This window comes from Burkholderia sp. LMU1-1-1.1 (genome assembly GCF_040675865.1).
GTDB lineage: Bacteria > Pseudomonadota > Gammaproteobacteria > Burkholderiales > Burkholderiaceae_D > Rugamonas.
This window is the reverse complement of sequence record NZ_JBEGHG010000008.1, coordinates 53,581-78,295: the sequence shown is the minus strand read 5'-3', so window position 1 is coordinate 78,295 and position 24,715 is coordinate 53,581. Positions and strand designations below refer to the sequence as shown.

General features: G+C 63.2%; 19 protein-coding genes. 6 read left to right on the top strand and 13 right to left on the bottom strand.

Annotation, left to right across the window (positions count from 1 at the left end; all coding sequences use genetic code 11):
• Window positions 1–82 precede the first annotated feature (82 nt).
• A complete protein-coding gene (locus MRBLMU1_RS09070; protein ID WP_363499913.1) occupies window positions 83–649 on the top strand; it encodes an NADPH-dependent FMN reductase in 567 nt (188 codons plus the stop codon).
• On the opposite strand, the gene MRBLMU1_RS09065 is transcribed toward MRBLMU1_RS09070, so the two are convergent.
• Window positions 650–1,456 (bottom strand): hypothetical protein, encoded by an 807-nt coding sequence (locus MRBLMU1_RS09065; protein ID WP_363499911.1) that lies wholly within the window; start codon window positions 1,454–1,456, stop codon window positions 650–652.
• 198 nt (window positions 1,457–1,654) lie between these two features.
• Here MRBLMU1_RS09065 and MRBLMU1_RS09060 point away from each other — a divergent pair, with 198 nt between their 5' ends.
• The 3 genes from MRBLMU1_RS09060 to MRBLMU1_RS09050 all read left to right on the top strand — a co-directional run bounded on the left by MRBLMU1_RS09060 (window position 1,655) and on the right by MRBLMU1_RS09050 (window position 6,549).
• Window positions 1,655–3,331 (top strand): M14 family zinc carboxypeptidase, encoded by a 1,677-nt coding sequence (locus MRBLMU1_RS09060; protein ID WP_414646050.1) that lies wholly within the window; start codon window positions 1,655–1,657, stop codon window positions 3,329–3,331.
• Between the two features lie 113 nt (window positions 3,332–3,444).
• Window positions 3,445–5,613 (top strand): FUSC family protein, encoded by a 2,169-nt coding sequence (locus tag MRBLMU1_RS09055; RefSeq protein WP_363499907.1) that lies wholly within the window; start codon window positions 3,445–3,447, stop codon window positions 5,611–5,613.
• An 18-nt stretch (window positions 5,614–5,631) separates the two neighbouring features.
• Entirely contained in the window at window positions 5,632–6,549 is a 918-nt protein-coding gene (locus MRBLMU1_RS09050; RefSeq protein ID WP_363499905.1) for an EamA family transporter, read from the top strand.
• A 12-nt stretch (window positions 6,550–6,561) separates the two neighbouring features.
• Here the strand turns inward: MRBLMU1_RS09050 and MRBLMU1_RS09045 are convergent, their stop codons facing one another.
• The gene (locus MRBLMU1_RS09045; RefSeq protein ID WP_363499903.1) at window positions 6,562–7,971 is read right to left on the bottom strand and encodes a GGDEF domain-containing protein; all 1,410 of its coding nucleotides are present in this window, start codon (window positions 7,969–7,971) and stop codon (window positions 6,562–6,564) included.
• A 226-nt stretch (window positions 7,972–8,197) separates the two neighbouring features.
• On the opposite strand from MRBLMU1_RS09045, the gene MRBLMU1_RS09040 reads away from it, so the two are divergent.
• Window positions 8,198–8,437, top strand: coding sequence for a hypothetical protein (locus MRBLMU1_RS09040; RefSeq protein WP_363499901.1), 240 nt, complete (start codon window positions 8,198–8,200; stop codon window positions 8,435–8,437).
• An 8-nt stretch (window positions 8,438–8,445) separates the two neighbouring features.
• Here the strand turns inward: MRBLMU1_RS09040 and MRBLMU1_RS09035 are convergent, their stop codons facing one another.
• Entirely contained in the window at window positions 8,446–8,727 is a 282-nt protein-coding gene (locus MRBLMU1_RS09035; RefSeq protein ID WP_363499899.1) for a hypothetical protein, read from the bottom strand.
• Window positions 8,728–8,962: 235 nt separating this feature from the next.
• Between MRBLMU1_RS09035 and MRBLMU1_RS09030 the strand changes: the two genes are divergently transcribed.
• The gene (locus tag MRBLMU1_RS09030) at window positions 8,963–9,199 is read left to right on the top strand and encodes a hypothetical protein (RefSeq protein ID WP_363499897.1); all 237 of its coding nucleotides are present in this window, start codon (window positions 8,963–8,965) and stop codon (window positions 9,197–9,199) included.
• Window positions 9,200–9,409: 210 nt separating this feature from the next.
• Here the strand turns inward: MRBLMU1_RS09030 and MRBLMU1_RS09025 are convergent, their stop codons facing one another.
• The 10 genes from MRBLMU1_RS09025 to MRBLMU1_RS08980 all read right to left on the bottom strand — a co-directional run bounded on the left by MRBLMU1_RS09025 (window position 9,410) and on the right by MRBLMU1_RS08980 (window position 24,703).
• Window positions 9,410–9,625 carry a hypothetical protein gene (locus MRBLMU1_RS09025; RefSeq protein ID WP_315220060.1) on the bottom strand — a complete coding sequence of 72 codons (216 nt, stop codon included), beginning with the start codon at window positions 9,623–9,625 and terminating at the stop codon, window positions 9,410–9,412.
• A gap of 8 nt (window positions 9,626–9,633) precedes the next feature.
• On the bottom strand, window positions 9,634–10,662 hold the full coding sequence (locus MRBLMU1_RS09020) for a hypothetical protein (protein WP_363499894.1): 1,029 nt from the start codon (window positions 10,660–10,662) through the stop codon (window positions 9,634–9,636).
• 660 nt (window positions 10,663–11,322) lie between these two features.
• Window positions 11,323–12,798: an APC family permease gene (locus MRBLMU1_RS09015; protein ID WP_363499892.1), complete on the bottom strand. Its 1,476-nt coding sequence runs from the start codon at window positions 12,796–12,798 to the stop codon at window positions 11,323–11,325.
• Between the two features lie 447 nt (window positions 12,799–13,245).
• Window positions 13,246–13,758, bottom strand: a complete 513-nt coding sequence (locus tag MRBLMU1_RS09010) for an EF-hand domain-containing protein (protein ID WP_363499890.1) — start codon at window positions 13,756–13,758, stop codon at window positions 13,246–13,248.
• Window positions 13,759–13,868: 110 nt separating this feature from the next.
• Window positions 13,869–14,870 (bottom strand): succinylglutamate desuccinylase, encoded by a 1,002-nt coding sequence (locus MRBLMU1_RS09005; RefSeq protein ID WP_363499888.1) that lies wholly within the window; start codon window positions 14,868–14,870, stop codon window positions 13,869–13,871.
• Between the two features lie 4 nt (window positions 14,871–14,874).
• Window positions 14,875–19,587, bottom strand: coding sequence for an NAD-glutamate dehydrogenase domain-containing protein (locus tag MRBLMU1_RS09000; protein WP_363499886.1), 4,713 nt, complete (start codon window positions 19,585–19,587; stop codon window positions 14,875–14,877).
• A 155-nt stretch (window positions 19,588–19,742) separates the two neighbouring features.
• Complete coding sequence (gene astB / locus MRBLMU1_RS08995) at window positions 19,743–21,080, bottom strand: N-succinylarginine dihydrolase (protein WP_363499884.1); 1,338 nt, start codon at window positions 21,078–21,080, stop codon at window positions 19,743–19,745.
• Between the two features lie 9 nt (window positions 21,081–21,089).
• Complete coding sequence (astD, locus tag MRBLMU1_RS08990; RefSeq protein WP_363499882.1) at window positions 21,090–22,586, bottom strand: succinylglutamate-semialdehyde dehydrogenase; 1,497 nt, start codon at window positions 22,584–22,586, stop codon at window positions 21,090–21,092.
• Complete coding sequence (gene astA / locus MRBLMU1_RS08985; RefSeq protein ID WP_363499880.1) at window positions 22,579–23,637, bottom strand: arginine N-succinyltransferase; 1,059 nt, start codon at window positions 23,635–23,637, stop codon at window positions 22,579–22,581. Before astA ends, astD begins: the two co-directional genes overlap by 8 nt.
• A gap of 13 nt (window positions 23,638–23,650) precedes the next feature.
• The gene (locus MRBLMU1_RS08980; protein WP_363499878.1) at window positions 23,651–24,703 is read right to left on the bottom strand and encodes an arginine N-succinyltransferase; all 1,053 of its coding nucleotides are present in this window, start codon (window positions 24,701–24,703) and stop codon (window positions 23,651–23,653) included.
• Window positions 24,704–24,715: the final 12 nt, after the last annotated feature.

Sequence of the window (24,715 nt, the reverse complement as noted above, 5' to 3'; positions counted from 1 at the left end):
CGCCCCGGCAACGCGGCGTGGTTTTTTTTACGCCTGCGGTACAGTAGCATTTCCATTCCCCCATTCAAGACCAGGAGAAGTCATGCCCGCCAAAAAAGTTGCCGTAGTGATCGGCAGTCTGCGCAAGGATTCGATCAACCGCAAGTTCGCCCACGAACTGATCGCGCTGGCGCCGCCGTCGCTGGAGTTCAATATCGTCGAGATCGGCGAACTCGCCCTGTACAACCAGGACCTGGAAGAAAACGGCGCCACGGCCCCGCAGGCATGGACCCATTTCCGCCAGCGCATCAAGGAGGCCGACGCCGTGCTGTTCGTCACGCCCGAGTACAACCGCTCGGTGCCGGCGCCGCTGAAGAACGCCATCGATATCGGCTCGCGGCCCTACGGCGACAGCGCCTGGAGCGGCAAGCCGGCCGGCGTGGTCACCGTCTCGCCGGGCGCGGTCGGCGGCTTCGGTTCCAACCATCATCTGCGCCAGTCGCTGGTATTCCTCGACATGCCGGTGCTGCAACAGCCGGAGGCCTACATCGGCAACGCCGGCGGCCTGCTGGGCGACGACGGCAAGATCAACAACGACCGCACCAAAGAGTTCCTGAAGAAATTCACCGACGCCTTCGCGGCCTGGGTGGAAACCAACGCCAAGAAGTAATCAGCGCCGAATCGCCCCGAACGCGAAGCCGGTCGCCGTCAGCGGGGCCGGCTTGGTGGTCGCCGCCGTCGCGCGGGTCAGCGGCAACAACTGCGGCCCGTCGCGCGCCGGCAACAGCGCCAGGTCGACACCCGGCAGGCGCAGCGGCAGGCCGTCGATCTCGTCGGCGGCCGGCGCCTCGCAGCTGACATACAGCCGGTACGATGCCCGGCTCTTGCCCATCTCCAGCACGAACCCCGCCACGTGCGCCGTTCCCGGTTGACCTGGCATGGCCGTCACCCGCAGCCAGGTTTTATCCTTGCTCTTCGCCCTGCCCTTACGCAGATGCAACGCGTCCCAGGTTTGCATCGGATAGTAATGCGGGCCGTCGCCGCCACTGCCGCCGGCGTCCGGCGACGGCATCGGCGACACCGTCGCACCGGCCATCGGCTCCACCAGTATCACCGGCAACCCGCGCAACGCGGCCAGCGGCGCCAGCCCGCCGTAGCGCCCCACGCTGGGCGGCGTCACCAGCACCAGGTCGACCGCCGGCCAGTCGCGCACCGACTCGGCGCTGTAGGCGTCGGCGTCCGCGCCCACGGTCAACAGGCGCAGCCCTTGGAAGCGGATCAGCGCCAGCCCTTTGCCGACCAGTTGCACGCTGCCTTGCGCCGCCCCGACGATCGCGACCTCGGCGGCCGTTTTGACGTCGATCACATAGCGCGGTCCGATTTGCGCCAGCCCCGCCTTGCACACCAGCGCCAGCAGGAAAGCGACCAGCACCGCACCGTGCCCACCCTCGTTCCACATCGCTGGCTCCTGGTTCATGAAGAAGATTCAGTAGACCACCGTACGGATTTGTTTCCTTGAACCAACTCAAGCACCCGGCCCGAGCCCCCTGCCACCGCTCAAAAAGCGGGCACGAATGATACAATCGCGCCCTCGACAGCACGCCTCGACGCTCACAAGGCGTGGCGCGCCATTTCACATTGTTCCTCTGAGATCCAGACTGCCATGCACCCAGATATGCCGACGCCTTATGAAAAAGGCAACCACAATCAAACCACCCTGTGGACCGAATGTATCGCGTTCTACGAGGAGCTGGCCCAGCGCTTCCCGCAGGTGCTGCGGTTTGAACAGATCGGCGTGTCCGACGGCGGCATTCCGGTGCACGCCGGCATCGTCAGCCCGGACGGCGTGTTCGACCGCTCGCAGATCAAGGCCGAGGGCCGCACCGTCTTCTTCAACAACAACGGCATCCACCCCGGCGAACCCGAGGGCGTGGACGCCTGCATGGCCATCGTGCGCGACCTGTGCTTCGAGCCGGCCCGCCTGGCGGCGCTGGGCGACACGGTGCTGCTGTTCGTGCCGCTCTACAACGTCGACGGCGCGCTCAACCGCGCCAACACCTCGCGCGTCAACCAGGACGGCCCCGAACAATTCGGCTTCCGCGGCAACAGCCGCCACCTGGACCTGAACCGCGACTTCATCAAGTGCGACACGCTCAACGCCCGCCTGTTCAACCAGCTGGTAACCAGCTGGGACCCGGACGTCATGGTCGACACCCACACGTCGAACGGCGCCGACTATCCGTACACGATGACGCTGATCCACACGCAGCCGGACAAGCTGGGCTATGGCCTCGGTCCCTTCCTGCGCGAGACCATGCTGCCGCACATCTATGCGCAGATGGAAGCGAAAGGCTGGCCCACCTGCCCGTACGTCAACCCGGTCAAGGACAGCCCGGACGACGGCATCGCCGAATTCCTGGAAGTGCCGCGCTTCTCGACCGGCTTCGCGGCCCTGCACCACGTCATCGGCTTCATGCCGGAGACGCACATGCTCAAGCCTTTCAAGGACCGCTACGAATCGATGCGCGCGCTGCTGGACGTGACGCTGGCCTTCACCGTCGCCCACGGCGAACAAATCCGCGCGCTGCGCGCCGACGCCAAAGAGCGGGCGGCCAACGCCAGCGAATGGACCGTCAACTGGAAGATGGACGAGGCCAATCCGTCGACCTTCCGCTTCAAGGGCTACGCCGCCAAACGCAGCGCCAGCCTGCTGGGGAACTACCAGCGCCTGTCCTACGATCGCAGCGAGCCGTGGGAAAAGGACATCGCCTACTACAACAGCTTCGTGCCGGCGGCCACCGTGCGCGCGCCGAAGGGCTACATCGTGCCGCAAGCCTGGCGCGAAGCCATCGAACGCCTGCAGTGGAACGGCGTCGAGATGGCGGCCTTCGACGAAGCGTCGACCATCGAGGCGCAGTACTATCACATCGCCTCCGTGACCTCGCGCCCGCACGCGTATGAAGGCCATATGTACCACGACGCCGTGGAGCTGGAAGCGCGCACCGGCAGCTTCACCGTGCAGCCGGGCGACTGGTTCATTCCGCTCAAGCAGGCCAACGCCCGCTATGCCGTCGAGACGCTGGAACCGCAAGGCCACGACTCCTTCTTCCGCTGGGGCTTCTTCAACAGCGTGCTGGAAAAGAAGGAGGCGTTCTCCGATTACGTGTTCGAAGACCTGGCGCTGGAGATGCTCGAAGCGGAGCCGGAACTGAAGGCCAGGTTCGAAGCGTGGAAGGCCGCCAATCCGGCGCTGCTGTCGGACCAGGAAAAGGTATTGGGCTTCATCTTCGAAAACGGCAAGCGCCACGCCGAGCCGGAATGGCGCCGCTACCCGGTGCTGTCGGTCTTCTAGCGACGGCCTGACAACTTAGTTAACAACTTATTTCGCGTTCCCCGTGCGCGCGGCGGCGATCCCGCCGCGCGCACATGAGCATCTGAGCACCCGCTGCCCACAAGGTCACAGCCATGCACTACGCACTCAATCTGCGCACTTTCTTCTACAGCCATTATTTTTATCTTGGGCTGCGCTTCGCCGCGGGCCTGGTCGGCGTCACCCTGATCACCTTGCAGTTCTCCGACATGGCCACCGCCATGACGGTCTGCATCGGCGCCCTGTGCACCGCGCTGATGGACATGCCCAGCCCCCTGCGCCACAAGTTCAACGAGATGAGCGCCTCGGTGCTGCTGTGCAGCGCCGTCACATTGCTGATCAGCCTGTGCGCGCCGCTGCATTGGCTGCTGCTGACGATGCTGGTGCTAATCAGCTTCCTCGCCTGCATGATGGTCGTCTACGGCAAAAAGTCGATGCCGCTGCAACTGGCCACGCTGTTCATCATGACCATGTCGATGGAGCACTCGATGACGGTCAAGCAGTCGTTCATCCATACCGGCTTGTTCACCTTGGGCGCGGTGGCCTATCTGGCGTACGCGATGGGCATCTCGTGGATACTGCGCCACCGCATCAAGCAGCAGGTGCTGGCCGAGGCACTGTTCGAACTGGCCGCCTACATCGACATCAAGGCCGACTTCTACGATACCCGCTACAACCTCAATGAGCAGTTCAATAAGCTGGTGCGCCATCAAAGCGTGCTGGCCGACCGCCAGCAAGCCTCGCGCGACCTGATCCTGCGCGCCCACCAGAACAGCAAGGACGCCATCGTCGTGCAGGTCCACGTCTGCATGCTGGACCTGTATGAGCTGATCCTGTCGACCCACACCGACTACGCGCAGTTGCGCATGCACCTGGCCGATTCGCCGGTGCTCACGACGCTGCACGACCTGGCCTACAAGGCGGCGCGCGATATCGAATCGGTGGCCTACGACGTCACCCGCAAGAAGGCCTCGTACGCGGAGATCAGCTACGCGCCGGAGCTGGACGCCATCGAAGCGGAACTGGCGGCGATCCAGCGCCGCATCGACGAGGGCAAGCCGCAACAGGAAGCCTTGGCGGTGCTACGCGCCCAGCGCAACAAGATCCGCGCCATCATCAAGATGATCGGCGAGCTGCATCAGGCCAGCCAGAAGGTCTACGACACCACGCCGTTCTGGGTGGACGCCGACATGGGCCCCTTCCTGTCGCAGCAAAAGTACGAGCTGCGCATGATCCTGTCGCACCTGCGCATGGATTCGCCGATCTTCCGCTTCTCGCTGCGGGTGGCGATGGCGATCTCGGCCGGCCTGGCGGTGGCCGCGTGGCTGCCATACGCGGCGCACAGCTACTGGATCGTGCTGACCATCGTGATCATCCTCAAGCCCAGCTTCAGCATGACCAAGCAGCGGCGCAGCGACCGCATCATTGGCACCGTCATCGGCTGCGTGATCACCGCGCTGGTGATCCGCTTCCTGAACCACCCCGCGTTCATCCTCGGCATCCTGGTGCTGGCGACGGTGGCCACGCCCACCTTCATCTACCTGCGCTACCGCTACGCCGCCATCGCGGTCAGCATCATGATCCTGCTGCAGATGCACCTGATCGCGCCGGGGAACAATGACCTGATCATGGAGCGCCTGGTCGACACCTTCATCGGCGCGGCGGTGGCGACGGCCTTCAGCTTCGTGCTGGCCAACTGGGAATATCAAACCCTGCCGCGCCTCATCCGCGAGGTGCTGGACGTGAACCTGCGCTACATGCAAGCCAGCTTCGATCTGCTGCAAGGTAAAGGCAAGGACGATTTCGCCTACCGCATCGAGCGCAAACGGTTGATGGACAGCCTGGCCTCGCTCAGCTCCGCGCTGGTGCGCATGCTCGACGAGCCATCGAGCAAACAGCGCGCGGTGGAGGACATCAATCTGTTCATCGTGCAGAACTACCTGCTGGTGGCGCACGTGGCGGCCCTGCGCTCGATCCTGCGCCGCCATGTGACGGAGCTGCCGAAGGAGCCGGTCAACGCCATGCTGGAGGAAAGCCACGTCCAGGTGGTCGGCATCCTGTCGCAGGCGCTCGATCCTCACGCGCGCAGGACGCCGGCGCCGTCGCCCGCGCTGGCGGCCACCACGCCGGCTAACAGCGCAGCCGACACCGCCGCCGTGCCGTGGTCCGGCTGGCCTTTGGTGCAGCGCCGCATCCGCCTGTTGCAGGCCGACGCCGCAAAAATCACCGTCCACAGCGAAGCCATCGTCCGCAACGTCGCGTAAGACTGCTAACATGGGTAGATGAGTTCCCCATCCGCCCCATTCAGCACCCGCGACCTCCTGTCCGCCCTGGCCGTGGTCCTGATCTGGGGCACCAACTTCGTCGCGATGAAAATCGGCCTCAAGGACTTGACGCCGTTCCAGCTGGGCGCCGCCCGCTATGTCTTCGCGGTGCTGCCGCTGATCCTCGTCGTGCGTCCGCCCAAGCTGCCCGTCAAATGGATAGTCGCCTATGGCCTGTGCCAGGGCGTCGGCCAGTTCGGACTGCTGTTCCTGTCGCTCAAGGTCGGCATGTCGGCCTCGCTGGCGTCGGTCATCCTGCAAACGCAGGTGTTCTTCACCGCCCTGTTCGGCTTCGTGCTGCTGCGCGAGCGTGCCAGCCGGGCCTTGAAGGGCGGCCTGCTACTGGCGGCGCTCGGGCTGGTCTGCTTCGGCATGAACTATGTGGAACCGGGCCACGCCGGCGGCACCACCGCCGGCGGCTTCGTACTGACCCTGATGGCGGCGGCGATGTGGGCCGCCTCGAATATCGTCGTGCGCCGCGCGCAGCAGGCCACGCCGGAATTCGACGTGGTCAGCTTCATGGTCTGGTGCAGCCTGGTGCCCATCCTGCCGTTCATCGGCCTGTCGCTGGCGTTCGACGATCCGGCCACCCGCTGGCACTGGACCGGCGCGCCGTGGACCACCTGGGCCTCGGTCGCCTACCTGGGCTGGATGGCCACCATCCTCGGCTACGCCATGTGGACCCGGCTCCTCAAGCGCCACCCCGTCAACCGCGTGGCGCCGTTCAGCCTGGGCGTGCCGGTGGTCGGCATCAGCGCCGGCATGCTGCTGCTGGGCGACGTCGTCACCGGCTGGCAATGGGCCGGCATCGCGCTGATCGTGTTGTCGCTGATGTGCACCATGTTCGGCGGCCGCTGGCTCGATCGCCGGAGCTGACCCGCGACCGCGCTAGCCGAAGCAGACGCGGTTGCGGCCCGTCTGCTTGGCGCGGTACAGCAGCGCATCGGCCTTTTGCAGCATGGCCTCCGCCGTCCCCGCCGCCAGGTCCGCATACACGCCCATGCTCATGGTGACCTTCAGATCGGGATGGACCTCGTGCCACGGGAAGTGCTCTATCATGTGGCGCAGCTTGTCGCACAGCGCCGCCGCCTGCGGCAGCTCGGTCTCCGGCAAGGCCAGGACGAATTCCTCGCCGCCGTAGCGCGCCACCAGATCGCTCAGGCGCATGTGGCTGCGCAGGATCTCGCCAACGTGGCGCAGCACGGCGTCGCCGGTGGCGTGCGAGAACTGGTCATTGATCTTTTTGAAGAAGTCGATATCCCCGATCACCATCGTGAATGGCTGCTTGTGACGCACCGCGTGGCTGAACAGCGTGGTCGCCCTTTCGTCGAAATGGCGGCGGTTATGCAGCTTGGTCAGCGCGTCGCGCACGCTCAGCTCACGCATTTGCTCGGCCTGCGCCAGGATGGTCTGGTGCGAGGCCTGCAATTCCTCGTGCGTACGGGCCAGCTTCTCGCTCATGTCGTTGAAGGCGCTGGCCAGCGTCGCCACCTCGTCGCGGCCCTCGACCGGCACGCGCTGCAGCAGCGAGCCCCCATGCATCGCCCGCACCGCGCCGGTCAGATGGCTTAACTTGCGGCTCATGCCGCGACTGAGCAAAACGCCTAGCACCAGCGCCACCGCGGCGGCGCCGGTCACGCCGGCCACCAGCGCCTCGCGCATCGCCTGCAGATACTGGAGTTCCTGTTTGCTCGGCGTGATCACGCCTTCCGGGGAGACGTAGGCGACAACGCGCCCGTCCACCTCGATCGGCCGCGCATCCTTGCGCGCGGCGGGCGGCAACGCCTCGCCATGGCGGTACACGCCGGCCCCCAGCAGAACGCGGAAGTCCTGATCGGCCAGGATGAAGTGGAACGGCGGCTCGCCGTTGGCGCGCGGGGGTGGCGGGCGGCGGCCGACCGGCGGCGCCTGTCCCGGCAACGGCGCTTGCGGCAGGCGCGCGTTGGCGTCCGGCGGACCGTCCGCCTCCGGTTCGCCGCCAGGCTCGGGCCTTGGCCCCTGGTTCGGGCCGTGCCCGCCATCCGGCCCTTGCCCGCCGGGCGGTGGACGCCGATCCCCGCGCAGATCCTGATAGCGCCGCATATAGTTGTCGAAGGGTTCGACGGCGATCGCCGCCTGCCAGCTGCCGTAGGCGTGCAAATATCCGCTCACGGCGGTATAGAAGTGCTCCGCCGCCCGCTCTCGCCGAATGGTGTCGACTTTCTTGGTCATCCCCACATAGGCGAGCCCGCCGACCATCGCCACCGCCGCCAATCCGGTCAACAGCAGTGCCAGCATGAATTTCGTGCGCAGGGACATCCCAACTCCATCCAATTATTGCCAATAGGACAGCAATAATAGCCCAAGGCAGTGTAGCTCCGAAAAAAAACCACAATAAAAAGTTACCGCTCAGAACGAATGTTTCATAGGCAAAACACCTAGTTATACAAAATTCGAATGGCACGTATCATAAATTAAAATTTTTTTTATTTCTGAAAGCGCCGCATACTGCACTGCATCAAACGAACATTTACAGGAGCTCCTCATGAACTCGACCACTTTCAACACTCACACCAACGCCAACTACGCGGGCAATGTCGCCAACGCCGTACGTCAACTGTTCGCCGCGCTGTTTGCACGAAAGCCAGTCGCAGTGACGAGCGAAGCGACTGCGGAACCCGTCGAGGTAGCCAGCTGGTGGATGAGCAGCGCCGCTAAAGACCTGGAAGCCCGCTCGCCTATTCTGGCCGTCGAACTGCGCTACATCGCAGCACGCTTCGGCTGATCGCGGTATCACACAGTTAATTTAAGGGGAATCACATGCTGACCATTATCGAAAACCTGCCTGCCGCTATCGCCGTGTCCGGACTCGTACTGCGCCTCTATCTGGGTGCCCGCCCAGGCAAAGACACCGAATAAGCCGTGCCCGCCGTAGCAAAAAGCCCCGGCCGCTAACGCGGTGCCGGGGCTTTTTAGTTTGGTCGTTGCTCGTGTGCTCCATGCTCGCACATCGCCTCCGTCATTGATCTGACAAATCAAATCGATATCCACTATCAGGATATCGTATATCTTCATCCGTCCCGGCGGCGCGTCGCGGCCACTATTGCCATTCGCACATTCCAATGACCGAATGCGGCTTCCTCATGAAAAAAATCCTCACGGAATTATTGCTACTCAGAACTGATGTTTCATAGGGAAAACATCAAGTTATACCGAAAACTAATGGTGACTATCACAAATCAAAATTTTTTTTATTTCTGAAAACGGCGCATACTGCACTGCATCAAACGAACATTTACAGGAGCTTCTCATGAACTCGACTACTTTCAACACTAACACCAACGCCAACTACGCAGGCAATGTCGCCAACGCCGTACGTCAACTGTTCGCTGCGCTGTTTGCCCGGAAGCCAGCCGCTGTTGCAGAAGCGACCACCGAACGCGCCGATGAAACCATCTGGTGGCTGAGCAGCACCGCTAAAGACGTGGAAGCCCACTCGCCTAACCTGGCCGCCGAACTGCGCTACATCGCAGCCCGTTTCGGTTAATCGCGGTTCACTCAACTAACTACTCACTGGAGAATCACCGTGCTGACCATCATCGAAAACCTGCCTGCCGCTATCGCCCTGTCCGGTCTCGTACTGCGCCTGTACCTGGGCTCGAAGCCAACCAAAGACGCAGAATAAGCCGTGCGCGCGACAGCAAAAAGCCCCGGCCGCTAACGCGGTACCGGGGCTTTTTAGTTGCTGCGAATAATTTTATTTCAGCGCATCAGGTTCTAACTCTGGATAACGCTGATGAATCGGTTTCATGATATCGAGATACATGATCGTCATGAGCTTGCTGACTTCCTCTCGGTAGTTTTCGAACTCGTCTTTGCTGGAACCTTGCTGAACCAGACGAATCGAATCATTCAAACGAGCGGAGAATTCCAGCATTAAGGTATTCACTTCTTTGGCAATTTCTTTCTGCATATCTTCTCCTAAGGGCACCCAGCATCTGCGATGCATTTGTTGATACACCTATAAAAATCCATTCCATCGTTCCCCGGGGGCGTTGGTAATGTCGCATCGCTACAAGCCGCACGACAGTCGGACCTAACCTGCTGGCAGCGCATAGCTTCGCCCATGCTGCTGTCTCCCACACCAGTTGACGGAACCACCGGATCAGGAAGGCTTGGTGGGGGCGTATTGCAAAATATACCAAACATTGAGCAAAGTGTTGCTGGGGGCGATGGCAGCTTAGGCTCGGTCGGAGAGGGCGGGGGCGGCGGAATGATTACGATGCAGCCCGCAGGCGAACAAGTAGTGCTGCCGCCAAAATCGCCACCGCCCCCCATATCCCCACCGCCACCATCGCCGCCTCCACCATCGCCGCCACCGTCATCACCTCCACCGCCGCCTCCGCCCGGATCATTTCCGTCACTGACCTCGCTGTCTGTGTGAACTTCGCTGGCGCCAGGCTTTTTGACAATGGGTTTATTCAGCTTTGCGTTGACATTTTTCTTCAGTCCCAACAAAAGCTTCGATGACGCTAGCCCCAACGACTTGGCAAATTTCTTGGAAAATTCTGCTAGTTCATCTGGTGAGCTTTGTTTTCTAGATCCTAACAATGTCGATATTTTGAGAGCGGAATCTTGATAAGTTAGGTCGTAATTTTGATATTCACGGCCATAAGTTATAGGATGGCAGAGTACAACGCCTACGTCCGCCAAAATACAAAGATTAGTGCCAGTATCGGTTGCCACAAGCCAACTCGGCTTTGTTACCGAAATAAAATTACCACCTATAAATTTCTCAACAATGCCAACATTTTTTGGCATCTCGGCGTCTTGGCAATGCGACTTTCCAAGGCTATCCACCGCGCAATACGTGACTGTTCTATCGCCCTTCCAAGCGAGATGAATGAACGACTGAGCAGTGCTATGGGTTGTGATTTCCTTTGCCTGGGGAATATCTAAACAACCAAGAAAAAATACAATAAAAAACAGGAAATTAACTCTATTTTTCACAATGGCGTCCTTAGTATTTCTGTGCAGCGAATGAAATCCGCAAATTAAAATATTGAGGTCAAAAATCTACTCACCGGGTTGTTGCAGGCCTCACTAATGTACAACATTGAAAATTTCAGAATACTATCGAATTGTCATTATTACCGAACGGTAATGTTCGACCCAGTTGTTATCGAATGGCTGAATGAGAGAGAGGAAGCATATCGACGTATTTGAGAACGCCATGCATGTCCGATTTAGAACGGGAGGCTGAGCGATGCACAAGGGGCAGACGGCTTTCGAACCGCTCAACGGCCTAATCTTTCAGCGTTTTGTCGGACCGTGCACCGTAATCGCCTTCGCGATCGCTCACGATTTCGACGCTCGGGAGCGCCTGATTAGGTCAACACTAGCGACAGCATATTTGATTTGGTCGAACGCCGATTGACCAGGCATGGGGAGCTGGCACGCATGCCCTCCATGATCGATGCGAGAATCTTAGAAATGCCGAACAGTCGATCAAAGAAGAGAAAGAGGTCGCTACCGAACAGGCAGCGCCGGTCTATTGGGCGACGGAGAAGCGACCCAGTTGGATGTTGAAAGGTGCTAGCCGAGGAACAGGGGGCGAGTCCTATTCCCTACAAATCGTGGCCAGCACCGAGAAGTGCTATGAGGTATGCGCTATACGTGATTCAAACGGGAATTGCGCATCCCATACAGGAAGTACGTCACAACCGCAGCCGACATCCAGATCGCGAAAATCGTGTAAGTCGTCAGCGACAGACCGAACATCAGATACAGACAGGCGCTGATACTCAGGCCCGGCACCACATACGGACCGAACGGCACGCGGAAGCCCTTTACGCCCTTGCCGTTTTCCTTCTTGCGCATCACCGGCACCGCCAGCGACACCACGATGAAGGCCGTCAGCGTACCCATGCTGACCATGTCCCACAGGAAGGTCGCATCAACAAAACCCGCCACCAGACCGACGACGATGCAGACGATCAAAGTGTTCTGCACCGGCGACGCCGTCTTCGCATTCACTTTCTGGAACGATTTCGAAATCAGGCCGTCCTTGGAGATCGCGTACAGAATCCGCGTCTGGCCGTAAATCGTCACCAGGGTCACGCTGAACACCGAAATCACCGCGCCCGCCGCCAGCACCAGCGCCGGCCAGGTCTTGCCGGTGACGTTTTGCAGGATCACCGCGAGGCCGGCTTCCTGGCCGGCGAACTTCGACGCGGGCTGCGCGCCCATGGCCGCCACCGCCACCAGCATATAAAACACCGTCACGATCGCCAGCGCCGACAGTATGCCGATCGGCACGTTGCGCTTGGGGTTGCGCACCTCTTCGCCGGCCGTGGCGACGGTGTCGAGGCCGATGAACGAAAAGAACACCGTGGCCGCCGCCGCCGTCACCCCGGCCATGCCGGTGTAATGCACGCCGCTGTCGGGGCTGAAGAACGGATGGAAGTTGTTGATGTCAAACCCGGAAAACGCGATGACGATGAAGAAGATCAGGATCGCCAGCTTGATCAGCACCATGATGGCGTTGGTCGTGGCCGATTCCTTGGTGCCGCGTATCAGCAACAGGCCGCACAACACGACCAGCATGATAGGCGGCAGGTTGACATGGCCGCCGCGTATCTCGATGCCGTGCGCGGTCGAGACGATCATCGGCGAGCGCAACATCTCGGGGATGTGCCAGCCGAACGCGTTGTTGAGGAAGTTGTTCAGGTAATCGGACCAGCCGATGGCGGTGGCGCTCGCCGCCAGCCCGTATTCGAGCAGCAGGCAGGCGGCCATGATGAAGGCGGCGAATTCGCCGACGGTCGCGTAGGCGAACGAGTACGACGAGCCCGACGCCGGAATCCGGAACGACAACTCGGCGTAGCACAACGCCGTCAGCCCGGCGGTGATGGCGGCGATCAGGAAGGACAGGATGACCGAGGGGCCGGCCTTGGGCACGGCTTCGACCATCGTGAAGAAGATGCCGGTGCCGATGGTGGCGCCGACGCCGATCATCGTCAGCGGGAACAGGCCGATCGAGCGGTGCAGGCCATTGCTGGTTGGGGCGTGCTCAGCTGGTGAGTGTTCAACTGTAGTATCGACCGGCTTGGTACGGGTCAGTTTCTGGACCAGCGATTGGTTCACAGGCTATCCTTGTGGGAGATGTGTGGGCGAAAATGGGGGCAAAAAAACTAAGCGATTATAGGGCCTTCCAGCCTCATCGCCACAAAGTAATTTGTGCCACAAATACAACTTTATTCGCACTCGCCACCAAGGCTTGGTTACAGTTGCTTACTTTTGATACAGGCCGACGTATAGATTGGAAACTGGTCGCACGCTAATCTTGAGTCAACATTACAGTCTGACAAGAAGGAGCATCCATGCCGGTTCAAAAAATCCCCACAGTCTCCCGCCGTTTTCATCCTGCCATCGGCGCGGCGGTCGCCGTGATCGGCGTCGCCGCGACGATCCTGGCGGTGCTCATCGTCCGTAATTAAAGGTTGTACGAGCCGCTGACGGCGCATACATGGCGGATTACGCTTCGCTAATCCGCCCTACGTGATATGTCGGTTTGCTCCCCGTCGCTGGTCATCAGGCGATTTCGTTGATGTTGCCGCCGATTTTGCTGGGGTCCGAGGCGCTCTCCGATGGATGCGAGATACTGTAAACCAGCTCCTCCTGCTGCGACACGGTGCCATCTTCATTCGTGTCGGCCGCCTCGTAGGTCTTGGCCGCGCTGCTTGCGGCGCTGGCCCCGCCACCGCCGCCCGCCCCCTGCGGCTTGCCGCCCCCTTGCGCTGCCGGCGCGCCGCCTTCGGCGGGCCGTGGCGGCGCGAAGTCGCCGCTTTTGATCGCCGTCTCCAGATCCGTCTTGGTGATCGAGCCGGCCTTCTGCTTGTCGATCGCGTCGAACTGCTTGGCCGCGTCGTCGGCCGACACGCCTTTCGACTCCAGCCCGGAAACGAATTCCTCCTTCTTTACCTTGCCATCCTTGTCGGCGTCCATGTCGCCAAAGACCTTGTTGGCAAGACGCGCCGCGCCCTTCGCGGGGTCGAACGAAATGGCGCCGGCGCCGCCTGATACACCGCTGATTGCTGTCGTCATAGTGCTTACTCCATAGTTAAGGACAATGCTGTACCTGTTAACGTACTTAATCGTCGAACTATGAGTGCGCGGAATGTAAAGGGAGGTAAAGCGGTGTTAAGACGAGAGGGTCAGCCGGCCCGCACCACCATCAGGCCCGCCCGCAGGCCGACCCGGACGTCGGGGTTGGGGAACACCACCAGCTCCTCCGGATGCTGGACGGTGTAGACGGTGTCGCCGTCGCGGGCGATCTCCTCGCCCTGCTTCAGCGCAGTAAAGTTGTGCGTATCCTTCCCGAACGCCATCTGGAACTTGTCGCTCAACTTGATGATCTGGCGCGCCGTGTTGAAGACGTGCGGCGCCTGTTTCGCCTCGCGCCTGGGCGCGCCGCGCAGCAGGTCGTCCAGCGCCAGCGAGGCGTCGGCGAATTGCGCTAGATCGTTCTGCCCCAGGGTGCCGATACGCCCCAGCTCCACCGTGGTGCCGGCGGCGCCATGATGCTCCGCCGAGTAGTAGCTGTACGTGCCGACCGAGGCCGGATTCATGATCACCGCGCCGATGCCGGCGAGGCCCAGCCATTCGATCAGCGCGCGCCGCGTATGCTCGGCGATGATCTCGGGGACGATGGCGAAGGTCGGATACACCGACGGCCGGATGGCCGTGTGCAGATCCAGATGCCAGCGCACCGGCCCCGCGTCGCTGAAGAAGGCCGTGGTGGCGGCGATCATCACGTCGGCACGCGCCGCTTCGGCGGTGCCGGCCAGGGTACCGCGTTCGGCGCGGAACATGCGGTTCAAGTCCGCGTCGATGAAGCGCTTGCCGGCGCGGATGGCGCCGATGTTGCCGACGCAGAGCATCAGATTGACCGCCAGCGCTTGCGGTTGCCGCGACAATGCATCGAGCAGATAGGCGACCATTTCGATCGGCCCCGTCTCGTCGCCATGCACGCCGACCGAAATCAGCATCGCCGGGCGGTCTCCCGTCCCCTTGATGGTGATGATGCCGTCGGCCGGCTGCGTGACCGCGAAGCCGGCCGCCGAGAAGCGTTGCGCGACGGCGCTGAAATCGGCTTCGGCGAGCGCGCGCACCGCCTCCGGTAAAGCTGTCGGCAAAGTGTCGATACGCTCGCTCATACGCTTACACCGCCAAGGTGGTGTTGCCCGAGTTGGTCGCCTCGGACAGCGCCCACACGTCCAGCATCGCCTGTTCCAGATCGGTCGGCACCGCGTAGCCGGTCAGGCCCAGCGTGTTGGCGACCACCTCGACCGCCTCCACGCCCGTGTGGCCGCCGGTGGCATGCTGCAGCACCTGCGACAACAGGCGTTGCTGCGTGCGGCGCAGCGCGTTCTGCGCGTAGCTGCGCAGCTGTTCCTGCGAACGGCTGGTGGCGGGCAGCTTCAGACCGCGTTCCAGCGTGTCGATGCCGACTTGCGCGCGCAGCGCCAGGCCGACTTGCAGGAAGGCCGGCAAATCCATACCTGCCGGACGCGTGACCGACAGCGCCGCGAACACAAACGCCGCCACCGATTCGATCGCCTCGACAGCCTTCCAGGCGGCGACGAACTCCGGACGCAGGCCGGCGGTGAGTTCGGCGTCGGACTGGCCGTCGCCGGAACTCAGGTGGGCCAGCGTCTCCGGCTTGGCGAACAGGCGGGTCAACTCGGCCACGCCATCCTTCAGCTGGTCGGCGGGCACGGTCAGCGCACCTTCGATAACGGCTTTTTGCAGCACGCGGGTGCGGCCATCGACCTTGATCGAGACGGCGCGCGGCACTTTCAGCGCGTCGGCGTCCAGGGTCGAGAAGATCGGCGCCAGGTTCAGCGCGGACCATGCCTGGCCCCACGCCAGAATCACGTCCGCCTCGTCGACACCGTGTTCGCCGGCCAGTTGGCGCAGCATCAGCGGACCGCAACGGTTGACCGATTCGTTGGCCAGCACCGTCGCCAGGATGGCGTTGGCCAGCGGGTGCGCCAGCGCGGGACGGGTCGCCACCAGCAGGTCCGGGAAGTACGGCTTGAGCACCGACTCGGCCCAGCTGTTTTCCGTCAGCGGCAGCGCAGACAGGATGCGCTTGTAGCGGTTCTTGACGTTGGCGATGACGACCGCCAGTTCCGGCGTCGTCAGGCCACGCCCGTCGGCCTTGCGGCGCGCCAGTTCGGCCACCGACGGCAGCTGCTCCAGATCGCGCGACAACGCGCCCTCTTCTTCCAGGAAGGCGATCAGCGAGGCGTAACCGTCTTGCACGGCGGCGTCGGTCTGCGCCTGCGCCTCGCGCACCAGCAGCTGCGTTTGCAGCGTGTTGTCGCGCAGGACCAGACGTTCGATGTCGGCGGTCATTTCGTTCAGGGTGCGGTTGCGGTCCGCTTCGGTCAGCAAGCCGGCGTTCATTTCCACGTCCAGCCACATCTTCGCGTTCACTTCATGATCGGAGCAGTCCACGCCGGCCGAGTTGTCGATCGCATCGGTGAAGATGCGGCCGCCGGCCAGCGCGAACTCGATACGGCCCGCTTGCGTGGCGCCCAGGTTGCCGCCCTCGGCGACGACCTTGCAGCGCAGCTGGTTGCCGTCGACGCGGATGTTGTCGTTGGCGCGGTCCTTGACCTGCGCGTGCGATTCGGTCGACGCCTTGATGTAGGTGCCGATACCGCCGTTGTAGAACAGGTCAACAGGCGCCATCAGGATGCGGTGCATCAGCTCTTCCGGTGGCAGCGAGGTTTCCTCGATGTCCAGCGCGGCGCGGATCTGCGGCGACAGCTCGATCGTGCGCGCGGTGCGCGGATACACGCCGCCACCGGCCGAGATCAATTCCTTATTGTAGTCGTCCCACGAGGAGCGCGGCAGCGCGAACATGCGCTCGCGTTCGACGAAGGATTTTTCCATGTCCGGCGTCGGATCGAGGAAGATGTGGCGGTGGTCGAACGCGGCGATGATCTGCAGTTTGCGCGACAGCAGCGCGCCGTTGCCGAACACGTCGCCCGACATGTCGCCCACGCCGACCATCGTCACCGGGGTGGCGTGGATGTCGTGGTCCATTTCGTAGAAGTGGCGCTTGACGGCTTCGAACGCGCCCTTGGCGGTGATGCCCATCTTCTTGTGGTCGTAGCCGTTCGAGCCGCCCGACGCGAAGGCATCGCCCAGCCAGAAGCCGCGCTGCACGGCGATGCCGTTGGCGATGTCGGAGAAAGTCGCGGTGCCCTTGTCGGCGGCCACCACCAGGTACGGATCGGCGCCGTCGTAGCAGACGGTATCCGCCGGCGGCACGATCTTGCCGAGCACGCGGTTGTCGGTCATTTCCAGCAGGCTGGCGATGAACAGGCGGTAGACCGCTTCGCCTTCGGCCGCGATGGTTTCACGCACGGCGTCCTTCGGCATCTGCTTGCACACGAAACCGCCCTTGGCGCCGGCCGGCACGATGACGGCGTTCTTCACCATCTGCGCCTTCACCAGTCCAAGGACCTCGGTGCGGTAGTCTTCCATGCGGTCGGACCAGCGCAAGCCGCCACGGGCGACCGGACCGCCGCGCAGGTGCACGCCTTCGAAGCGGCGCGAGAACACGAAGATCTCGCGGAACGGACGCGGTTCCGGCACCAGCGACAGATTGCTGGTGTCGAACTTGAAGATGATCTTGTCGCCCTTCTGATTATTCTGGAAGTAGTTGGTGCGCAGGGTCGCGGTCATCAGATCGGTCAGGGCGCCCAGCACTTCTTCGCTGTCGGCGTGGTTGATCGACGGCAGGCGGCCCTTGATGGCGGCCAGCGACTCCAGCGCGGCGTTGCGGGTGGCTTCGTCCAGCGCGGGATTGAAGCGCTGCAGGAAGGCGTCCACCAGCTGCTTGACGATGGCCGGCTGCTTGCGCAGCGTTTCGGCGATGTAGCGCACCGAGAACTGGCTGCCGGTCTGGCGCCAGTAGCTCATGTAGGCGCGCACCAGTTGCACCTGGCGCAGGCTCAAGCCGCCTTCGATGACCAGGCCATTCAGGCGGCCGTCTTCGGCTTCGTTGTTGAACAGCGACGCGAACAGCTCCTGCGCGACCGGAATCACTTCCGGCTTGGCTAGGCTGGCGGCGCTGGCTTCATCGACCGACAGGCTGGTGACGAAGTGGCGCTTGCCGTCCATGCGGATCGAGTGCGCCTGTTCGCGGTCGATGGCCACGCCGGCGTTGTGCAGCGCCGGCAGGATGGTCGACAGCGACGGCACGCGGTCCACCGAATACAGGCGGATGGTGGTGGCGTCGGCCGCCGCGTCCACGCGCACGTCGACGCGCGACGGATCGTTGTTCTGCAAAATGGTTTGCAGGTCGTAGAAGGCGGCGACGGGCGGAGTCGAGGCGACGTAATCGGTCGGCAGGGTCGCGCACATCTTGCGCAGGTGGGCGCGCATCGGCACGTTCGAGACGGCGTCGGCCAGCTTCGAGAAGCTGTCATGCCAGCCGTCAAGGACCGACAACAACGGCTGCTGGATATCGGTTTCCAGATCCAGCGGATAACGCGCGCCGTGGGCGATCAGATACACGCGGGCCAGCGGCCCGTCGGCCACCAGCGTCTGCGAGCTGACGTGGTGGGCGCCGGAGCTGGCTTGCAGCGCCTTCGCCAACGCGGAGGCGACGCTTGCGCTGTAACGCTCGCGCGGCAGGTACACCAGCACATTCAGGTGGCGCGCGTAGACGTCGCGGCGGGCGAACACCTTGGTGCGCGGCTGCTTGTACAGCGAAACGACGGCGCCGCAGACTTCGGCCAGCCATTCCGGCTCGGCTTCCAGCGCTTCGGTGCGCGGCAGCGATTCGAGGATCTCGATGAATTTCTCGGCGCGGAAGCCTTCCTGGCGCACGCCGGCGATGCTCAGCACCTTGGCGATGCGGCCGCGCGCGAACGGCAGGCGGTTCAGCGGCGTTGCCGTGGCGGCGCGGGTGAACAGGCCGACGAAGCAGTATTCGCCGAGGATGGCGCCTTGCGGATCGGTGTGGCGCACGCCGATGAAGTCCAGCGCCTGGTCGCGGTGCAGCGTGCCTTCGACGTCGGCCTTGACGATCGACAGCGTGTGCGCGCGTTTCGACAGCGTGTCGAAGTCGCCGGGGATGTTGGCCAGGCAGGTGCCGTAGACCGGATGCGAGGTATCCTGCAGCACGCCGATGCGGCTCGGGATGTCGCGTTCCAGCTCGCGTACGCCCGGTTTGACCTGGTAGTAGGCGTAGCCGAACGGCTCGAAGCCTTCGGTGCGTGCCCATTCCAGGAAGGCGGCGACTTCCTTGCCCTCTTCGCCGTTGGCGGCGGCTTCGGCGCCGATGCGGCTGAAGTGCTCCAGCATGGCGGCCTTGTCGCGGCGGACCACGGCGGCGTCGCGCGAGACCATCTCGATGCGGTCGACCAGCATGCCCAGCTCCGACTCCGACAGGTCGTCGGCCAGCAGGCACAGGACGTAGGATTCGAGTTTGTCGCCACTCTGTCCGACGGCGGTGACCACGCCTTCGGCGTTGCGGGCGACCGGCAGCACGGAGTTCAACACGCCGTTGGCGAGGATGCGCAGTTTGCGCATGGCCATGACGATCGAATCGACCAGGTAAGGCATGTCGTCGTTGAGGATCAGCAGCGCGGTGGCCATGCCGCCGCGGCCGTCTTCGTAGCGCAGCTTGGCGATTTGCGCGCCGCCGCCGGCGCGCTTGGAGGCTTGCGTGAAACCGTCCCACAAAACCGGCGCCAGACTACCGGGCACGGTGCCGGTCAGGTCTTCGTCATCCAGTGAACCGAGCCAGGCGCTGATCAGCGCCGGGACCTGGCTGGCTGCGCTGGCGGGCTTGCTGGCGTTGATCAAATCCAGCGTCTGAGCGCGCAGGTCTTGTGGCATTTGTTTCATCGTTGCTTCTCCAATACGTTATGAGTATTTTATGTTGCAGGACGCCGCGCCGGCTTGTGGCTACGCGGCGTAGGGTCGGGCGATACGGACGCCATTAAACCAGTTTTCAAGTAACAGCGCCAATTCCGAACGACAGATGGGGACGAAGTCCGGGATTACAAATCGTACAGGTTGGGCAGGCCCAGGATGCGGCTCAAATCCTCCAGCGCGGTGTGCACCTCGATCGCCAGCGCCGGATCGGCCAGGTCGGACGGATCGAGCCGGTCGCGGTAATGCTTCTCCACCCAAGCCACCAGCGTGTGATACAGCGCCTCGGTCATCACCACGCCTTGATGCATGGCGGCCGCTTCGGCATCGGTCAGCGCCACGCGCAGGCGCAGGCACGCCGGCCCGCCGCCGTTACGCATCGACTGGCGCAGATCGAAATGAATCAGCTCGTCGACCGCGTTGCCGCTGGCGACCAGTCCTTGCAGATACGCGGCGACGGCGGCGTTCTCCTCGCACTCCTGCGGGATCACCAGCGCCATCTTGCCGTTGTCCTTGGACAGCAGCTGGCTGTTAAACAGATAGCTGGCCACCGCATCGGCCACCGACACCGCGCCGGTGTCGACGCGAATCGCGTTCAACTCCGCGCCAACGCCGTCCATCGCGCGGCGCAGCCGATCAAGGCTGCCCGCTTCGTCGGCGAACGCCTGGTCGTGATAGAACAGCACATTGCCGTTACCCACCGCGATCACGTCGTTGTGGAACACGCCCTGGTCGATCACGTCCGGGTTCTGCTGAATGTAGACGGTGCGCTCGGCCGACAGGCCGTGCAAGCGCGCGACCGCCTGCGAAGCTTCCAGCGTTTGCCGCGCCGGATACTTCTTAGGCGCCGACGCCGACGCGTCGAACTCGGTGCGGCCATACACAAACATCTCGACCGCCGCGCTGCCGTGGTCCTTGCACAGGCGGGTGTGATTGGCCGCGCCCTCGTCGCCGAAAGCCGGCGTGCCGGGCAGCGCATCGTGCACCGCGAAGTGGTCGATATTGTGGAAGATCGCGCGCAGGCTGCGCGCCGACTGCGCGTGCTCGAAGGCGCGATGCAGCTTGTTGTTCAAATTGGCGGCGGTGAAATGCGTGCGGCCGTCGGCGCTGTCGGCGGACGGGCTGACCGTCGCCGCGTTGGCGGTCCACATCGGCGAGGCCGAATACGCGCACGCCAGGATCACCGGCGCCTCCTTGGCCGCTTTCGCCAGCACGTCCGCATCGCTGCCGGTGAAGCCGATGCTGCGCAGCAACCGGAAGTTGGGCCGGTCCTGTGGCGGCAGCAGCGCCTGGCCGAAACCACGCGCGGCCAACGCCCGCATCTTGGCCAGCCCCTGCAACGCCGCCAGCTTCGGGTTGGACGCGCTCTTGACGTTGCTGAACGAAGCCACATTGCCGAACGACAGACCGGCGTAGTTATGCGATGGACCTACCAAGCCGTCGAAGTTGAATTCGCGTGCGCGCATTTCAGATCCTTAGAAGTGCATGCCCGGCGAAAGCTTCGCAGGCATTTCAAGTACATTGTTTTCGATCGACGCCACCGGATAGGCGCAGTAGTCGGCCGCGTAATAGGCGCTCGGACGATGGTTGCCCGACTGGCCAATGCCGCCGAACGGCGCGGTGCTGGCGGCGCCCGTGGTCGGACGGTTCCAGTTGACGATACCGGCACGCGCGCGCACCTGGAAAATCTTCCACAGGTTTTCGTCGTTCGAGATCAGTGCCGACGCCAGGCCGAAGGCGGTGGCGTTGGCGGCGTTGATGGCGCTGTCGAAATCGGCCACGCGTATCACCTGCAGCAATGGGCCGAACCATTCCTCGTCCGGAATGCCCTGGGCGTCGGTGACATCGACGATGCCGGCCGAGACGAAGCCGCTGGCGGCGTCCAGATGGCGCATCTCCAGCAGCAGCTTGCCGCCCTTGGATACCATGTCCTCCTGCGCCCGCACCAGGCGTTTGGCCACCGCCGACGAGACGACAGGGCCCATGAATGGCGCCGGTTCGGCATTCGAGGCGCCGATGGTCAGGCGGCCGGCCACGTCGACCAGGCGCGCGACGATCGCGTCGCCGGCCGCGCCGGTCGGCAGGATCAGGCGGCGCGCGCAGGTGCAGCGCTGGCCGGCCGAAATGAAGGCCGACGAAATCGCCATGAAGACGGCGGCGTCGATATCTTTGACGTCCCAGATCACCAGCGGATTGTTCCCGCCCATTTCCAGCGCCACCATCTTGCCCGGCTGGCCGCCGAACTGCTTGTGCAGCGCGGAGCCGGTCTGGCAGCTGCCGGTGAACAGCACGCCGTCGAGCAGCGGATTCTGGCCCAGCGCGACGCCGGTATCGCGGCCGCCGTTGACCAGATTGATCACGCCTTTCGGCACGCCGGCTTGCTCCCACAGCTGCACGGTCTTGACGGCGGTGCGCGGCGCGTATTCGCTCGGCTTGAACACCACCGTGTTACCGGCGATCAGTGCCGGCACGATATGGCCGTTCGGCAGGTGGCCGGGGAAGTTATACGGACCGAAAACACCGAACACGCCGTGCGGACGGTGGCGCAGCACCGCTTCGCCGTCGGCGACCTTGTTGTGCGACTCGCCGGTGCGCGCGCCATAGGCCTGCACCGAGATATCGATCTTGTTGGCCATCGTCGCCACTTCGGTGCGCGCTTCCCACAGCGGCTTGCCGACTTCCTCGGAGATCAGCAGCGCCAGTGCCTCGGCGTCCTGCTTCAGCAGATCGCGGAAACGGGTGCAGACGGCGATGCGCTCATCGAGCGGCGTCAGGGCCCAGGCTTCGAAGGCCTCGCGCGCGGCGGCGCAGGCTTGCGCCACATCTTGCGGCATCGATTCATTGCTGGCCCAGGTCTGCTGGCCGTTCGATGGATCGATGGTCGAAATTTCGGCGCCGCTGCCCGGCAGCCATTCGCCGTTGATGAAGTTACTGAGTGCGGTGTTCGATGCGTTGGGCGATGCGTTAAACATGGGGATTCTTCCTCAAATTGAGAGTCAGTGTGCGGACGGTATCGCCGGCCTTGCAGCACAGGGCGTCCTGCTCCGCGACGGGCAGCTCCAGGGTGCCGTTGACGGGCACCGACTGCGACAGGATCATGCGGAAATCGCTCAGCGTGGTGTTCGACACCAGCATCGGTTCATCCGCCGGCGCCTCGGGCGCGCACGCCGAGGCCAGATCGGAGACCGGACCGATTTCGGCCAGCGTGCTGTCGCGCATGGCGCGCAGCTCCGACACGCGCGCCTGCAGCACCGGGCCGGCGTCGAAGATATCGATATAGCCTTCGAAGTACAGGCCCTCCTGCTCCAGCAGGCGGCGCGCCGGCGCGGTCGAGGTGTGGACCTTGCCGATCACCTGCTGCGCGTCCTCCGGCAGATAGGCGACGTACAGCGGCTGGCGCGGCATCAACTCCGCGATGAAGGACTTCTTGCCGACGGCGGTCAGGTCGTCGACGTGGTCGAAATCCATCTTGAAGAAATGGCGGCCCAGTCCCTCGTAGAACGGCGAGCGGCCGCCCTCCTCCTGGTAGCCGCGCATTTCGGCGATCAGCTTTTCGGTGAACAGGTGCGGGAACTGGGCGATGAACAGGAAGCGGCTTTTCGACAGCAGCTTGCCGTTGTTGCCGGTGCGGTAGTCCGGGTGCAGGAACAGCGAACACAGTTCGGTGCTGCCGGTCAGGTCGTTCGACAGGTACAGCGTTTCCATGCGGGTGAACACATCGAGCTCGCGGCTCGAATGCACCAGGGTGCCGATGCGGTAGTTATAAAACGGCTCGTTCAGTCCGACCGCGCCCTTGATCGCGCACACGCCGGCCAGGCGGCCCGTGTCGGTATCCTCCATCACGAACATGTAGTCGCGCTTTTCGGGCGGGATGGTTTCGGCGAACGAGGCGACGGCGATCGCGACGCGGTCGCCCATCATCTTCATGTCCGGCTTGAGGGTGGTCATGCCGCTGCCGACCTGCGTGGCCATCACGTACAGGGCGTCGAGGTCGTCGGCTTTGATTGCGCGTACTACTAGCATAGGTTGTCCACTCTTAGATTCTGACGCAGATGACGGTGTCGCCGTCGGCGACTTGCAGCGCCTCCAGCACATCGGCCGGCAGCGCGGCGGTGACTTGCGATTCCAGCGCGCCGCAATGGGTGATCACGGCGCGGAAGTTATGCTCGGCGCCCGACGACACCGCGTAGCGCAGCTGCGGCTCGCGGCCGCGGTCCGGCGTCTCGGCGGCGGTGGCGACGCGGCGCTGCAGCGCGCCGCTGAAGGTGCGCAGCGAATTCTTGTGCGCCTGCAGGATCGGGCCGCCGTCGAAGATGTCGATGTAGTCGTCGGCCTCGAAGCCTTCGGCCGTCAGCAGGTTGAACGCCAGCTCGCCCGACGGATGGATCTGCCCCATTGCCGCCTGCGCGTCGCCCGGCAGCAGCGGCACGTACACCGGGTAGTGCGGCATCAGCTCGACGATCAGGGTGCGGTTGCGGGCGCCGCCGATCACGCGTTCGGCGTCGAGGAAATCCATCTGGAAGAACTTGCGGCCCAGCGCGTCCCAGAACGGCGAGCCGCCGGCGTCGTCGGTCACGCCGGCCAGCGGCACGAAGAAGCGGTCGGAGAAGCGGTGCGGCGCCAGCACGGCGAACATTAGCCGCGCGCGCGACAGCAGAGCCGCTTCCGGCGTGCCGTATTCGCGTTCGCCGACGTAAAAACTGGACAGCTGCGAGTAGCCGGTCAGCTCCGAGCAAAGCGTCAGCGCGTGCACGCTGTGGCTGATGTTCAGATCGCGCGACACCTGCTGGATCACGTCGTTGCGGAACGAGAAATAGGTGCCGTTGGAACCGGCGGCGGCGAAGATCGCGGCGGTGCCGACGATGGTTTTATCGGCCAGCGACTCATCGCCCAACGACTCAAGCACCAGCAAATACGCTTCTTCGCTCGGGATATCCACGTGCGCGGCGAACGACGCGATCGAACGCTCGATCATGGCGAGTATTTTCTCGCGCGTCTTCGGCAGGGTATGCACTCCCGGCATCGGCACCGCGGCCAGCGCTTCGAGGGCAGCGATATCCGCAAGTTCGACCGGACGGACTACATACATGGGAACTCCTTC